We start from the raw sequence: 14,570 nt of genomic DNA, 5'->3' as shown, positions 1-14,570 counted from the left end.
TCTAGATCGTTGCTTTCTGTCAACCATCGACCTCGGTCAACTATTCCGAGCCCAGCGCGACCCGGCGCTCGCGAAGCGGAGCCGGGCCCATCGTGGCCCGGCTCCTGATGACGGATGCCGCGACGTCGCGCCGCGGCATCCGCTGGCCTCGGCTACTGCACCGGGGCATCCGGCGGCGGCAGCTGCACGCCGTGCTCGGGCTCGACCGTGACACCGGGGATGCCGCGCAGCCGCTCGACCGCGTCGGGCGCCGCGCGCCCGGTCACGATGCCGAGCCCGCCGAGCGCCTCGTCGACCTCGAGTCCCGCGTCCCGCAGGTCGGGGAGCACGTCGTCGACGCCGCGACCCTGCACGGTCACGTGGACGCGGTCGGCGCTCGCGGCATCCGATTCGGCCATGGTCGTCCCTAGGGGAGTGGTGTCGGCTCGAGCGGACCGGGGTCCACGATCGGACCGGGTCGCCACGGGATCGGCTGGTAGTCCCAGATGGGACGACGCCGTGTCGGCACGACCGCGAGGCCCGCGCCCACCTCCTGGGCGGACTGCGGGAGCGGCACGGCGGTGCGCACGAGCTCCTGCCAGAGCGCCCGGCTGCGGAGGCCGGTCTTGCGGGCCAGCGTCGCGGCGACGCCTGCGACGTGCGGCGTCGCCATGCTCGTGCCGCTCTTGAACCCGTACGAGCCCTTCGCGACCGGGACCGACGAGTACGTCGCGACGCCCGGCGCCGCGATGTTGATCTCGCCGCCGTTGCCGTTGAGCGCCACGCACGAGAACGGGGCACGCAGCAGCGCCTGGTCGAGGGCCGCGACGGCGAGCACCGATGGGCTGTTGGCGGGTGCGCCGACCGGGGCCCACCCGTCGTTCCCGGCGGCGGCGACGATGAGCGAACCCGCGTTCAGCGCGGCCGTGGCCGCCTGCTCGTAGTACGTGAAGTACGTCTGGCCCACAGCGACGCGCGAGCCGAGCGACATCGAGATGACGTGCGCGCCCTGCTCGACGGCCCACTGGATGCCGGCCAGGATCTGGCCGCTCGTCCCGCTGCCCTGGTCGCTCAGCACCTTGCCGACCAGCAGCCGCGCGCCGTGCGCGACGCCGTAGCGGCGCTGCGTCCCCGGCGGGCTCTTCGGCCCGGCGGCCGTCCCCGCGCAGTGCGTGCCGTGCGAGTGGCCGTCCTGCACCGCGGCGCCCGGGATGAACGACTGGCTCGCGATCACTCGCCCGGCGAAGTCGGGGTGGCCCAGGTCGATGCCAGTGTCGAGCACCGCGATCCTGATGCCGGCGCCCGCCCACGGGGCGGTGGCGAGGATCGGCGGCACCGCGCGCACGGCCTTGAGGCCCCACGCGTACGTGTCGGTGTCCACGTAGGTCTCCGCCGCGTCGACCTCGTCGTCGTCGGCCTCGGCGTCGGAGTCGTCCGCCACCGTGGCCGGCGGCGCATCCATGGCGTCGATCGTGTCGAACGGGTACACGTAGACCTCGGGTTCGACGGCGATGATCGGGCTGGCCGAGTCGCCCACCGCGCGCGAGAGCGCGCCGAGCTGCTCGGGGGCGGAGTCGACGATCGCGATGCCGAGCTTGTCGAGGTAGACGTCGCCCGTCGCGACCGCGGCGGGGTCGTCGAGCCCGCGCGGGGTCCCGATGTCGAAGCCGGCGACGTCCCGCAGTTCGCGGGTCGCCGTCTCGTCGTCCACCGGGGCGAACGTGATGATCTGCCGACCGGTCGGGCCCTCGGGAACCCGTCCGGCGGCGCTGTCAGTGTTCATGATCGGATCCTTCGATTGATCACGGGCGCCGACGGGATGCCCGGGGCTCGGGACACGTCGCCCGCAGTGGCCACAGTCTCGATCTGGATGGAGCGCGACGCATCGGGGGCTGCACTGAGGCAACCTCATATTAGTGCTCTCACGGGTGCGCGACCACGTCGATTCGGAGACGGTCCGGACGCGATTTGGTGTGGCCCGCGGCATCCGCTACCCTTGTCGGAGCCGAAGACCGTTGGTCGTCGCGCCCGGAGTGATTCGGGCCGACCGAAGTCTTGCGAAAGCAAGAGCCCACGCAGGTGTGACGAAGACTTCCCGATCGAATCGGGCCGAGCTCCGCGCGTCTGCGCCGGAGCTCTTTTCTTTCCTCCGAATTCTTCCAGCGCTCCGAGGCCGTGCACCGCCACCGCGATGCACGTTGAAGACACAAGGAGTGGCCATGGCGAACAAGGAAGCCGCGGTTGCCGAGCTCACGGAGAAGTTCGAGGGCTCGACCGCCGTTCTGCTGACCGAATACCGCGGCCTCACTGTTGCGAAGCTCAAGGAGCTGCGCAAGTCGATCAGTGGGGACGCGAGCTACGCCGTGGTGAAGAACACGCTGACCAAGATCGCGGCGAACAACGCCGGGATCACCGCCTTCGACGACGAGCTCAAGGGCCCGTCGGCGATCGCGTTCGTGCACGGCGACCCGGTCGCCGTCGCGAAGTCGCTGCGTGACTTCACCAAGGCGAACCCCCTCCTCGTGGTCAAGGGCGGCTATTTCGATGGCAAGCCCCTGACCGCCGAAGAGGTAGGCAAGCTCGCCGACCTCGAGTCCCGCGAAGTGCTCCTGGCGAAGCTCGCCGGTGCCTTCAAGGCCTCGCTGTTCGGAGCCGCATATCTGTTCAACGCACCGCTGTCGAAGGCCGTCCGCACGGTCGACGCGCTGCGTGAGAAGCAGGAGTCCGCTGCGTAATCCGGTCCCTGAGCCCGTCGAAGGGCCCGGATTCAAGCGGTGAGTAACGAGAAACCAAGGAGAAGAAATAATGGCGAAGCTGTCCACTGAGGAGCTGCTCGAGCAGTTCAAGGGCCTGACCCTCATCGAGCTCTCGGAGTTCGTCAAGGCGTTCGAGGAGACCTTCGAGGTCACCGCCGCCGCCCCCGTCGCGGTTGCCGCTCCGGCTGCCGGTGGCGCTGGCGCTGCTGCTGAAGAGGTCGAGGAGAAGGACTCCTTCGACGTCGTCCTCGAGGCTGCCGGCGACAAGAAGATCCAGGTCATCAAGGTCGTCCGCGAGCTCACCTCGCTCGGCCTCGGCGAGGCCAAGGCCGTCGTCGACGGTGCTCCCAAGGCCGTGCTCGAGGGCGCGAACAAGGAGACCGCCGAGAAGGCGAAGGCCGCCCTCGAGGAGGCCGGCGCGACCGTCACCCTCAAGTAGTGGCCGCCCTCGAGGAGGGCAGCACACACTGAGTGCGACCGTCACCCTCACGTAATGTCGCGCGCTCGCTCGAGCGCCGCATCACCTGAGGTGACCCGCGTCCCCTGAACACACGGATGCCCCGTGCCGATTCGTTCGGCACGGGGCATCCGTCGTTCTGCAGCTGGTCGTGGTGCGGCTCAGTCGTGCTCGCTGCGCACGAGGAGCTCGGCGAGCCCGGCGTAGGTGTTGGGGCCGGGGACGCCGTCGACCGGCCCGGCGTAGCCGCCTCGCTGGGCGATGCGCTGCAAGGCCTTCCACGTATTCGGTCCCGGGACGCCGTCGATCGGGCCCGTGTACCCGGCGCCGGCGAGCACGGTCTGCACGCCCTTCCAGGACTTCGGGCCGAGGACGCCGTCGTAGGGGCCGAAGTACCCGCCGATCCGGGCGAGCACCTGGAGCGCCGAGTTCGTGAGCGGTCCCGGGATGCCGTCGATGGCGCCGGCGTAGCCGAAGCCAGTGAGGACCTGCTGCACGCCCTTCCACGACGCGACCGTCATCACGCCGTCGATCGGCCCGGTGTACCCGCCCTTGGACGCGAGCCGCTGGACGGCCTTCCACGTGATCGGTCCGGGCAGGCCGTCGATGGCGCCGGTGTAGCCGTAGCCGGTGACGAGCTGCTGGAGGCCCTTCCAGGTGTTCACGCCAGGGACGCCGTCGTTGGGGCCCTGGTAGCCGCCGCCGCGGGCGATCCGCTGCAGCGTGATCCCGTCGGCGGGGGTGATCGCCGCGCTCGGGGCGGCGGCGGATTCGGTGGTCATGATGTCCTCCTTCGTCGATGCGGGGCCGCCCTCGATCGGCATCCGCGCCGGAGGGCCGCCGATGCGGAGGCTACGACGGCGCTCCAGCGACGGTCACCGGGCTGGCACTGAGTCGCCCCCACACGCGGATGCCCCGTGCCGGTCGTCGGGACGGGGCATCCGTCGTCGCTGGTGCTGAACGTCACGCCTCAGCGATCGAACCGCACGCCCTCGGGCTTCGGCTCGAGCAGGAAGAAGACGAGCAGGATGATGGGCCCGACGATCGGGATCCATCCGATGAACCACCAGCCGCCCGAGCGGTTGGTGTCGTGGAGCCGGCGCCACGAGAGGGCCAGCCACGGGATGAACGTCGCGAGGCCCCAGAGCACGGACGGGAGGTACGCGACGCTCCAGACGGGCGTGGGAACGCCGTTCTCGTTGACCATCATGGGATTGCCCATGGTGTACGTGAGGCCCGAGAGCACGCCGCTGATGATGGCGTTGGCCAGGAACCACCACCAGAACTCGCTGCGGCTCGCGCGGCCGTGGAAGGTCGCGTACTTCTTGAAGAATCGACTGAACGCCTGTCCGAAGGTCGCTCCGCGGAGCGGGGCGTCCAGCGGCACCTGTGCGCTGTCGGCGGTGACGTCGGTCACGATGACTCCTTGCATCGAGTGGATACGCGCCCCGACGTGGCGCGCGGAGCTCAGGGTCATGATGGCGCTGATCGGTCGGCCTGCGCCAGATCGGCGCGCCGATGGACCGCAGTGCTCCCGATTCGTTACATAGCCAAGCTATGTATAATCGACCTGTGCACGACGAACTCCAGCTCCACTCCGTCCTCGGCGACCTCGTCTCGGTGAACCACCGGCTCACGAGGCTCGCGGCATCCGTCACCGGCAGCACCGAGTCGCCCGCGGTCTGGCGCACGATCGCCGTGCTGCGCGACCTCGGCCCCATGCGCCTCGGCGAGCTCGCCCGGGTCAGCCGCGTCTCTCAGCCCACGATGACGAAGCTCGTGCACACGCTCGACGAGCGCGGGTGGATCCGGCGCATCGTCGACGCCAGCGACTCGCGCGCCTGGCTCATCTCGGCCGATCCGTCGGGGCTCGCGGCGCTCGACTCGTGGCGCGAGGAGCTCGCGGCCGCGCTCGAGCCCACCTTCGCCGGCCTCGCCGACGACGAGCTCGCCACCCTGGCCGCCGCCGTCGACATCGTGCGGGGCCGCCTCGAGCAGGTGCGCGCCGCCTCGACCGGAGCGGTCGCGTGAGCGCCGGCCACGGCGCATCCGGTTCGATCCTCCGGCAGCCGAAGGCCGTCTGGGCCGTCGCGTTCTCGTGCGTCATCGCCTTCATGGGCATCGGGCTCGTCGACCCGATCCTGCCCGCGATCGCCGCGAGCCTGCAGGCCACGCCCACCGAGACCGAGCTGCTCTTCACGAGCTACCTGCTCGTCACCGGGCTCGCGATGCTCGCCACGAGCTGGGTGTCGAGCCGCATCGGCGCCAAGAAGACGTTGCTCATCGGCCTCGGCCTGATCGTCGTGTTCGCGGCCGCGGCCGGCCTCTCGCAGAACGTCGAGTCGGTCATCGGCTTCCGCGCCGGCTGGGGCCTCGGCAACGCCCTCTTCATCTCCACCGCGCTCGCCACGATCGTCGGCGCCGCGGCCGGCGGCTCGGGCTCCGCGATCATCCTCTACGAGGCGGCGCTCGGCCTCGGCATCGCCATCGGCCCGCTGCTCGGCGGCCTGCTCGGGCACCTCAGCTGGCGCGGCCCGTTCTTCGGCACGGCCGCGCTCATGGCGATCGGCTTCATCGCGATCGTCGTCTTCCTGAAGGACGATCCCACGACGGATGCCGCGACCCGGCCGGAACCCACCCGGCTCTCCGCGCCGCTGCGCGCCCTGCGGCAGCCCGCGCTCGCCGTGCTCGCCGCCGCCGCCCTGTTCTACAACATCGGGTTCTTCGTGCTGCTCGCGTACTCGCCGTTCCCGCTCGGGTTCGACGCGATGGGCCTCGGCCTGACCTTCTTCGGGTGGGGCGTCGCACTCGCGATCACCTCGGTGTTCGTCGCACCGCTCCTCACCGCACGGATGCCGCGCACGCGTGTCCTGTGGATCGCGCTGCCGCTCCTGGCCGTCGACCCGGCCGTCGCCGGGATCGTGATCGACGACCCCGCGCTGCTCGTCACGTGCATCGTCGCCGGCGGACTCGTGCTCGGCGTGCTGAACACGGTGCTCACGGAGTGCGTCATGGAGGCGACCGACCTGCAGCGCTCAGTCGCGTCGAGCGCCTACTCCGCCGTGCGGTTCCTCGGCGGTGCGATCGCGCCGCCCGCCGCCGCCGAGCTCGCCCGCCTCATCTCGCCCGAGGCGCCGTACTACGCCGCGGCGGGCTCCGTGGTGGTCGCGCTCGCGGTCGTCGTGATCGGGCACCGCGCGCTGCGGCGCGTGGACGGGCCGGCCGAGCCCGCCATCGTCGAGGCGGAGTCGATCGCGGTCGGCGACGCGGCCTGAGGCATCCGCTCGAGTGCGCTGCGGTGCGCGACGGCCTGCTCAGCGCGGCGCGCTCGTGGTCGCTCGCACCACCAGCCGAGTGGGCAGGGGAGCGCCCGAGTCGGGCAGCGGATCGGCCGCGCCCTCGTCGAGCAGCAGCGCCATGACGACGTCGACCGCGAGCCGGCCCTGTTCGCCCGGGTACTGCTCGATGGTCGTGAGCTCGAACATCTCGGCGTACTCGTGCCCGTCGACGCCGATGATCGAGAGGTCGCCGGGCACGTCGATGCCGAGCTTCTCGGCGGCGCGGATGGCGCCGATGGCCATCTCGTCGGATGCCGCGAACAGGGCGGTCGGGCGTGCGGCCGGATGCCCCAGCAGCTGCAGCGCGCCGGTGTAGCCGCCCGGCAGGCTCACGTCGGCCTCGAGGATGACCGCGCGGTCCTCGGGCGGGATCCCGGCGGCCGCGAGCGCGTCGAGGAACCCCTGGCGCCGCTGCCCCTGCACGCTCAGCGGCAGGTCGCCCGCGCCGACGCCGGCGAGGTGGGCGATGCGCGTGTGGCCGAGGTGCAGCAGGTGCTCGGTCGCGAGCTGGCCCACCGCGCGGTCGTCGACCGAGAGCCGGGCGTCGGCGCCGCCGCTGCCGCCGAGCGCCACGAGGGGCTTCTCGCGCTTCTCGAGCGCCGCGACCTCGTGGTCGTCGAGGTCGACCCCGACCGCGATGACGGCGTCGACGCGCTTGCGGGCGAGGAAGAAGTCGAACACCCTCGCCCGGTCGGGACCGGGCTCCGACAGGTTGTAGAGCGTGAGGTCGTATCCGGCGGAGAGGAGGGCGCGCTCGATGCCCTCGAGCACCTCGCCGAAGAACCACCGGTTCACGAACGGGATGATGACGCCGACGTTCTTCGTGCGACCGGTGACGAGGCTCGCGGCATCCGGCGAGGCGATGTAGCCGATCTCCTTGGCCGCGGCCTCGACGCGGCGGCGCGTGTCGTCGGCGACGTAGCCGCCGCCGGAGAGCGCCCGCGACGCGGTGGCCTTGGAGACGCCCGCGAGCCGTGCGACGTCGCCGATGGCTGCCATCACCGCCTCCCTCCGTCGGGCTGCTCCGATGCAGAGTGTAATGCTCGGGGGAGCGAATGTGGAACCGTTTCCCTGTGCGGTCCTCGCGTGTCGGCGGCGCCCGGCATGCGGATGTGGGAGCGCTCTCCCACAGGTGCCCCGGCGATCGGCCACGGTGTCCGAACCGTGACCTCGGGTGTCTTGTGAGGAATCGCTCCGGTGTCATACCGTGGGTGCTGGAACCGGTTCCCGGTCCCCTGCCTGCACCACACTCAATGAGGAGAAGACATGAGACTCACACGGCATCGCCGCTGGGCGGTCCCCGTCGTGGCGGCCGCGGCGGTCGGCCTGGCGCTCACGGCCTGTACTGGCGACATCGCGAACGAGACCGCGGCCGACGTCGACTGCGGCCCCTACGAGGAGTACGGCACCTTCGACGGCGCCGAGGTCACGGTGGCCGGCACGATCCTCGACCTCGAGGCCGACCGGCTGAACGAGTCCTGGGCCGACTTCGAGACCTGCACCGGCATCTCGGTGGAGTACCAGGGCTCGAGCGAGTTCGAGGCGCAGATCGCGGTCCTCGCCGAGGGCGGCAACGCACCCGACGTCGGCATCGTCCCGCAGCCGGGCCTGGTTCAGCGGCTCGCCGACGGCGGCTGGCTCATCCCGGCCTCCGAGCCGGTCGAGGCCAACGTCGACGAGTTCTGGTCCGAGGACTGGAAGAAGTACGGCACGGTCGACGACACGTTCTACGGAGCCCCGCTCATGGCGAGCATCAAGGGCTACGTCTGGTACTCGCCGTCCGAGTTCGAGGAGAAGGGCTACGAGATCCCCAAGACCCTCGACGAGCTGAAGACGCTCTCCGAGAAGATCGCGGCCGAGGGCGACCACAAGCCGTGGTGCGTCGGCCTCGAGTCCGGTGACGCCACCGGCTGGCCGGGCACCGACTGGGTCGAGGACTACATGCTCCGCCTGCACGGCGCCGACGTGTACGACCAGTGGGTGACCCACGACATCCCGTTCAACGACCCGCAGGTCGCCGAGGCGTTCGACGCGGTGGGCGACTACCTGAAGAACCCCGACATGGTGAACGGCGGCATCGGCGACGTTTCGACGCTGGTCACCGAGGCGTTCCAGACGGCCGGTCTCCCGATCCTCGACGGCGCGTGCTCGCTGCACCACCAAGCCTCGTTCTACGAGACCTTCTGGAACCCCGAGGGCGGCGACGAGGTGAAGGTCGCCTCCGACGGCGACGTGTTCGGCTTCCTGCTCCCGCCGGCCAACGCGGATGACCCGCTGTCGGTCACGGGCGGCGGCGAGATCGTCGTGGCCTTCCGCGAGGCCGACGAGGTCGAGGCGTTCCGCGCGTACCTGTCGAGCGACACCTGGGCCAACAACCGGGTGAGCCTGGGCGGCGTGATCAGCGCCAACCGGGGCCTCGACCCCGAGAACGGCTCGAGCGAGCTGCTCGTGCAGTCGATCGAGATCCTGCAGGATCCCGAGACGACGTTCCGCTTCGACGGATCCGACCTGATGCCCGGTGCCGTCGGCGCCGACTCCTTCTGGAAGGGCATCGTGGCGTGGGTCGGCGGTCAGAGCACCGAGCAGACCCTCGACGCCATCGAGGCGAGCTGGCCCGCCAGCTGACCGTCCGCGCGTCGCACGCGGCGTGAGCCGGCGGGGCGACACAATCGAGGGGCGGGGTTCGACACCCCGCCCCTCGGCACCCCAGCTTCAACGACGAACCCGGGAGGCACGATGACCACGGCCGATCTGCTCGGCAAACTTCTGCAGGTGGTGATGGGCCTCGCGATCCTCGCGGCGGTCGTCGGCCTGCTCGTCTTCTTCATCGACAAGGCGCCGAAGAAGGGCCGAGACTACTGGCAGCTCGCCGGCTTCCTCGCGCCGGCGATGCTCTTCGTACTCGTCGGACTCGTCTACCCGGCGATCCGCACGAGCATCCTCGCGTTCCAGACCTCCAGCGGCGACTGGACGATGGACAACTTCATCTGGACGTTCACGCAGCCCGCGGCGATCCGCACGCTGATCAACACGATCATCTGGGTGCTGCTCGTCCCGACGATCGCGACGGGCATCGGCCTGGCGTACGCGGTCTTCATCGACCGGTCGCGTGGGGAGAAGTACTACAAGGTCGTGCTCTTCATGCCGATCGCGATCTCGTTCGTGGGCGCCGGCGTGATCTGGCGCTTCGTGTACGAGTACCGCTCCGGCGATCGCGAGCAGATCGGCCTCCTGAACGCGATCATCGTCGCGTTCGGCGGTGATCCCGTGCAATGGATGCAGACCGATCCGATCAACACGTTATTGCTCATCATCGTGATGATCTGGATCCAGACCGGCTTCGCGATGGTCCTGCTGAGCGCCGCGATCAAGGGCGTTCCCACGGAGCAGATCGAGGCGGCGCAGCTCGACGGCACCAACGGGTGGCAGCGGTTCGTGAACGTCACGGTTCCCGGCATCCGCGGCGCCCTCGTGGTCGTGGTCACGACGATCTCGATCGCCACGTTGAAGGTCTTCGACATCGTCCGAACGATGACCGCCGGAAACTTCAACACGAGCACCATCGCGAACGAGATGTACACGCAGGCGTTCCGCGCCAGCGAGATCGGACGAGGGTCGGCGCTCGCGTTGATCCTGTTCGTGCTGGTGCTGCCGATCGTCATCTACAACGTCAACGTCCTCCGGAAGCAGAGGGAGATCCGATGAGCAGCGTCGCCCCGGCCGATCTTCCCGTCGGCAAGGACATCGGCTCGATCGAGCAGGCCGAGCGGGTCACGTACGGCGACAACACCAAGGCCGGACGAGTCAAGAAGCGCCTCACGTCGCGCACCGCGACGATCGTGTCGCTCATCATCGCGGTCCTCTGGACGATCCCGACCTTCGGACTGTTCCTCTCGTCGTTCCGGCCGGCCGAGCTCATCCGCACGACCGGCTGGTGGACGTACTTCGCGAACCCCGGGCTCACGCTCGAGAACTACTCGTCCGTGCTGTTCTCGACCTCGTCGTCGTCACCGCAGCTCGGCGCGTACATCGTGAACTCGATCGCCATCGCGCTGCTCGGCACGCTCATCACGCTCGTCTTCGCGTCGATGGCGGCCTACGCGTTCGCGTGGATCAAGTTCAAGTGGGTGAGCTGGCTGTTCATCTTCGTGTTCGCGCTGCAGATCGTGCCGCTGCAGATGGCCCTGGTGCCGCTGCTGCAGGTCTTCTCGACCTTCCTCCGGCCGCTGCAGGCCTGGCTGCACGACGTGGTCCCGATCATCCCCGAGCAGAACTACGCACCCGTGTGGCTCGCGCACGCGATGTTCGGCCTGCCGCTGGCGATCTTCCTGCTGCACAACTTCATCGCGGAGATCCCGGCCGACGTGATCGAGGCGGCCCGCGTCGACGGCGCGACCCACGGCCAGATCTTCTTCCGGATCGTGCTGCCGCTCGCCACCCCGGCGCTCGCGTCGTTCGCGATCTTCCAGTTCATCTGGGTGTGGAACGACCTGTTGGTCGCCCTGATCTTCTCGGGCGGCACGCAGGACGTGGCACCACTCACCCAACGATTGGCGGAGCTGGTCGGCACGAGAGGCCAGGACTGGCAGCTCCTGACGGCCTCGGCGTTCATCTCGATCGTCATCCCGCTGATCGTGTTCTTCAGCCTGCAGCGCTACTTCGTGCGCGGTCTCCTGGCGGGGGCGACGAAGGGGTAGCTGCAACCGGCCCGAACGGGGCGGGGGGAACGGATGCCGCGTGCTGGGGGGCACGCGGCATCCGCCTGTCTGCGGGGATGCGCGGCGGTCAGCCGCGGGCGTCGGCGCGGCGACATCTCGGCGGATTCGGCTCGGTTCTGGTTCGCAATTCAGGTGCGGAGGTGTGTCGCGCCGCGGTCGCTCGGCGTGTCTGTGCGACACGCCGTGTGCGCACCTGAATTGCACACAACCGCGAGGAACGCGACTGCGCCCGACGAGAATGGGCGGTCAGCGCTGCGGGCGGTCAGCGTGGAGGAGTGGCGGCGCGGCGTCAGCGCCGCACGGCGGCGGCGCGACGACGGCGCAGCGACAGCGCCAGCAGCGCCGCGCCCGATCCGCCGAGGAGCAGGCCGGCGAGGAGCGCCGGGCCGGCGCCGTCGGGGCCCGTCGCCGGGAGCGTCGTCGTCGACGACGCGGGCGTCACGGGCGCAGCGGGGCACGCAGCGAGCGAGACGTCAGCGCTCGTCGTCAGGTCGACCGTCGTGAGCGGCACGAACGTCCCGCCGCCGATGAAGGGCGGCTCCTCGTAGGGCTCCGCGGTCCATGAGCCGTCGACCCACACCGTGTAGCTGCGCCCGCCCGGCAACGACGCGAACGACGCGCTGGCCTCGGCGAACTCGTCGCCGGTCACGACCTGCGGATCGCCATAGGGCGCCCCGCCGGCGTCGCCCACGTCGGTCACCCAGACCGCGTACTCGACACCGGCGACCAGGCGCGACAGCGAGACGTTCAGCCCGCCGGTGCCGCCCGCCGCGGTGCACTGCGTCGCGGCGACCTCGATCGCCGGCTGGCACGGCTCGACCGCGAAGGCGATCCAGTCGTAATTGGGCGTCGTCTCCTCCTCCGGTGGGAAGCTCTCCTCGACGATGACGTAGTAGTTGCCGGGCGGCATGCCGACGAACTCGCGCTCCTCGACGTCGCTCTCGGCCTCGAAGGGCCCGCCGACGCTGAAGTCGGGTCCCTCGACGTCGAACAGGTACTGGTTGCCGGGGATGAGGTTCGTGAACGACACGAACGTCACGCCGTCGCGGCTCGTGCTGCAGCTCAGCGGCGTCACCTCGACGCCGATGTCGGATGTCACGACCGCGGCGACCTCGACAGGGTCCTCCTCGGCGGATGCGGGGCCGGCCGTCAGCCCTGCGAGCCCGCCGGCGAGCACGACGGCGACGGCCGCCGCCGCCACCCTGCGGAGGAGCTCGCGCAACTGTCCATCACGATCGCGGTTCTCGGGCACGCAGGATCGTCGCATGGCGGTACTCCCTCGGGTTGGAAGCCGAACAATGCTCAAGCTAGCGGTCGTCACGCCCTCCGCGAACGTCCCCCGTTCGGGGCAGGGCATCCGGCCGCCCCGTCGCACCCCCGGCTTAGGCTTGAGCGCGTGACCATGCACGCCAGCGCGCCGGGCGGACAGTCCGGCAGGATGGGCAAGCCGCGCACGCGCATCAGCGGAGCCGACGAGAACGCGCAGCGCGCGGAGAACGCCGACGCGCCCAAGATCCCGCACCTCCTGCGCCGCATCTCGGAGCTCTTCACGCCGCACAAGGCGGCGCTCACGACGACGGTGATCCTCGTCCTCGTGGGGGCGGCGCTCAGCGTCATCCCGCCGCTGCTGACGGAGCGGGCCTTCGACGACGGCCTGTTCCCCGTCGGGGCGAACGGCGAGCTCGAACCGCCGAACCTGCCCGTGCTGACCTCGATCGTGATCGCCATGATGGCGGTGTTCATCGTGTCGTCGCTGCTCGGCGTCTGGCAGACGTGGCTCACCGCCAACGTGGGCAACAAGGTCATGGGCGCGCTCCGCGTCCGCATGTTCACGCACCTGCAGGGCATGGAGCTCAGCTTCTTCACGCGCACGAAGACCGGCATCATCCAGTCGCGCCTGCAGAACGACGTGGGCGGCGTGGCATCCGTGCTCACCAACACCGTCTCGAGCGTGCTCGGCAACACCGTCACGGTCATCTCGGCGTTCGTCGCCATGCTCATCCTGAACTGGCAGCTCACGGTCATCGCGCTCATCCTGCTGCCCGTCATGGTCATCGCGCAGCGCCGCGTCGGCCAGGTTCGCGCGCGCATCGCGGCGAAGACGCAGGAGTCGCTGTCGGAGATGACCGCGATCACGCAGGAGACCCTGTCGGTGTCGGGCATCCTCCTGTCGAAGAGCTTCACGCGGCAGGGCAGCGAGATCGGCCGCTACGCGGACGAGAACGCCAACCAGATCAACCTGCAGGTGCGCCAGCAGATGACCGGCCAGTGGTTCTTCGCGATGGTCGGCATCTTCATGTCGGCGATCCCCGCGATCGTCTACCTCGTCTCGGGCTGGCTCATCGAGGGCGGCACCACCGACATCACGGCCGGCACCATCGTCGCGTTCACCACGGTGCAGGCGCGACTGCTGTTCCCGCTCATGGCGCTCATGCGCGTGGCGCTCGACCTGCAGACCTCGGGCGCGCTCTTCGCGCGCATCTTCGAGTACCTCGACCTGAAGCCCACGATCACGGATGCCCCCGGAGCCCGCGACGTGCGCGACGGCGCAGCCCTCGGGCGCGTCGAGTTCGACGACGTGACGTTCCGCTACCCCGACGCCGACGGCGAGTCCGCGCCCACGCTCGACGGCGTGAGCTTCACGATCGAGCCCGGCCAGTACGCGGCGTTCGTCGGCCCGTCGGGCGCCGGCAAGACGACGGTGTCCTACCTCGTGCCGCGGCTGTACGAGGCATCCGACGGCTCGGTTCGGTTCGCCGGCGACGACGTGCGCGACCTGCGCCAGGAGTCGCTCATCTCGAACATCGGCATCGTCAGCCAGGAGACGTACCTCTTCCACGCGTCGATCGGCGACAACCTGCGGTACGCCAAGCCCGACGCGACGCCCGACGAGCTCGTGGCCGCAGCGCGGGCGGCCAACATCCACGAGACGATCATGTCCTTCCCCGAGGGCTACGACACGGTCGTGGGCGAGCGCGGCTACCGCCTGTCGGGCGGCGAGAAGCAGCGGATCGCGATCGCCCGGGTGCTGCTCAAGGACCCGCCCGTGCTCGTGCTCGACGAGGCGACGAGCGCCCTCGACACGATCTCGGAGCGCGTCGTGCAGCAGGCCCTCGACGACGCGGCGCGCGGCCGCACGACCATCGCGATCGCGCACCGGCTCTCGACGGTCGTCGCCGCCGACGTGATCTTCGTGGTCGTCGCCGGGCGCATCGTCGAGCGCGGCACGCACGCCGAGCTCGTGCTCGCCGACGGCGTCTACGCCTCGCTCTACCGCCAGCAGGAGGAGCGGCCCGTCCTCGAGGCCTGAGCGCGTCGGCGC

General features: G+C 70.1%; 14 protein-coding genes. 8 read left to right on the top strand and 6 right to left on the bottom strand.

Annotation, left to right across the window (positions count from 1 at the left end):
- Positions 1 to 152 precede the first annotated feature (152 nt).
- The gene (locus tag ACWGO8_RS04840; protein ID WP_452041985.1) at positions 153 to 398 is read right to left on the bottom strand and encodes a hypothetical protein; all 246 of its coding nucleotides are present in this window, start codon (positions 396 to 398) and stop codon (positions 153 to 155) included.
- 8 nt (positions 399 to 406) lie between these two features.
- On the bottom strand, positions 407 to 1,762 hold the full coding sequence (locus ACWGO8_RS04835) for a S8 family serine peptidase (RefSeq protein WP_452041984.1): 1,356 nt from the start codon (positions 1,760 to 1,762) through the stop codon (positions 407 to 409).
- Positions 1,763 to 2,198: 436 nt separating this feature from the next.
- On the opposite strand from ACWGO8_RS04835, the gene rplJ reads away from it, so the two are divergent.
- A complete protein-coding gene (gene rplJ / locus ACWGO8_RS04830) occupies positions 2,199 to 2,714 on the top strand; it encodes a 50S ribosomal protein L10 (RefSeq protein WP_376955893.1) in 516 nt (171 codons plus the stop codon).
- Between the two features lie 70 nt (positions 2,715 to 2,784).
- Complete coding sequence (gene rplL / locus ACWGO8_RS04825) at positions 2,785 to 3,174, top strand: 50S ribosomal protein L7/L12 (protein WP_376951855.1); 390 nt, start codon at positions 2,785 to 2,787, stop codon at positions 3,172 to 3,174.
- 179 nt (positions 3,175 to 3,353) lie between these two features.
- Here the strand turns inward: rplL and ACWGO8_RS04820 are convergent, their stop codons facing one another.
- Together ACWGO8_RS04820 and ACWGO8_RS04815 are read right to left on the bottom strand one after the other, a co-directional pair.
- Positions 3,354 to 3,974: a peptidoglycan-binding domain-containing protein gene (locus ACWGO8_RS04820; protein WP_452041983.1), complete on the bottom strand. Its 621-nt coding sequence runs from the start codon at positions 3,972 to 3,974 to the stop codon at positions 3,354 to 3,356.
- Between the two features lie 188 nt (positions 3,975 to 4,162).
- Entirely contained in the window at positions 4,163 to 4,609 is a 447-nt protein-coding gene (locus ACWGO8_RS04815) for a DUF805 domain-containing protein (protein ID WP_452041982.1), read from the bottom strand.
- Between the two features lie 155 nt (positions 4,610 to 4,764).
- Here ACWGO8_RS04815 and ACWGO8_RS04810 point away from each other — a divergent pair, with 155 nt between their 5' ends.
- Together ACWGO8_RS04810 and ACWGO8_RS04805 are read left to right on the top strand one after the other, a co-directional pair.
- Positions 4,765 to 5,223, top strand: coding sequence for a MarR family winged helix-turn-helix transcriptional regulator (locus ACWGO8_RS04810; RefSeq protein ID WP_452041981.1), 459 nt, complete (start codon positions 4,765 to 4,767; stop codon positions 5,221 to 5,223).
- Complete coding sequence (locus tag ACWGO8_RS04805) at positions 5,220 to 6,467, top strand: MFS transporter (protein ID WP_452041980.1); 1,248 nt, start codon at positions 5,220 to 5,222, stop codon at positions 6,465 to 6,467. The genes ACWGO8_RS04810 and ACWGO8_RS04805 overlap by 4 nt, the downstream gene beginning before the upstream one ends.
- Positions 6,468 to 6,506: 39 nt before the next feature.
- On the opposite strand, the gene ACWGO8_RS04800 is transcribed toward ACWGO8_RS04805, so the two are convergent.
- Positions 6,507 to 7,529 carry a LacI family DNA-binding transcriptional regulator gene (locus ACWGO8_RS04800; RefSeq protein WP_452041979.1) on the bottom strand — a complete coding sequence of 341 codons (1,023 nt, stop codon included), beginning with the start codon at positions 7,527 to 7,529 and terminating at the stop codon, positions 6,507 to 6,509.
- Between the two features lie 267 nt (positions 7,530 to 7,796).
- On the opposite strand from ACWGO8_RS04800, the gene ACWGO8_RS04795 reads away from it, so the two are divergent.
- The 3 genes from ACWGO8_RS04795 (at position 7,797) to ACWGO8_RS04785 (ending at position 11,227) form a co-directional block, all read left to right on the top strand.
- Positions 7,797 to 9,155 (top strand): ABC transporter substrate-binding protein, encoded by a 1,359-nt coding sequence (locus tag ACWGO8_RS04795; protein WP_452041978.1) that lies wholly within the window; start codon positions 7,797 to 7,799, stop codon positions 9,153 to 9,155.
- Positions 9,156 to 9,266: 111 nt separating this feature from the next.
- The gene (locus ACWGO8_RS04790) at positions 9,267 to 10,235 is read left to right on the top strand and encodes a carbohydrate ABC transporter permease (protein ID WP_452041977.1); all 969 of its coding nucleotides are present in this window, start codon (positions 9,267 to 9,269) and stop codon (positions 10,233 to 10,235) included.
- Entirely contained in the window at positions 10,232 to 11,227 is a 996-nt protein-coding gene (locus tag ACWGO8_RS04785) for a carbohydrate ABC transporter permease (RefSeq protein WP_452041976.1), read from the top strand. The genes ACWGO8_RS04790 and ACWGO8_RS04785 overlap by 4 nt, the downstream gene beginning before the upstream one ends.
- A 310-nt stretch (positions 11,228 to 11,537) precedes the next feature.
- Here the strand turns inward: ACWGO8_RS04785 and ACWGO8_RS04780 are convergent, their stop codons facing one another.
- A complete protein-coding gene (locus ACWGO8_RS04780; RefSeq protein WP_452041975.1) occupies positions 11,538 to 12,500 on the bottom strand; it encodes an LPXTG cell wall anchor domain-containing protein in 963 nt (320 codons plus the stop codon).
- A 150-nt stretch (positions 12,501 to 12,650) separates the two neighbouring features.
- Between ACWGO8_RS04780 and ACWGO8_RS04775 the strand changes: the two genes are divergently transcribed.
- A complete protein-coding gene (locus ACWGO8_RS04775; RefSeq protein WP_452043519.1) occupies positions 12,651 to 14,558 on the top strand; it encodes an ABC transporter ATP-binding protein in 1,908 nt (635 codons plus the stop codon).
- Positions 14,559 to 14,570: the final 12 nt, after the last annotated feature.

The organism is Agromyces sp. NPDC055661 (genome assembly GCF_053618135.1).
This window is presented reverse-complemented; position numbering and strand designations above follow the sequence as displayed.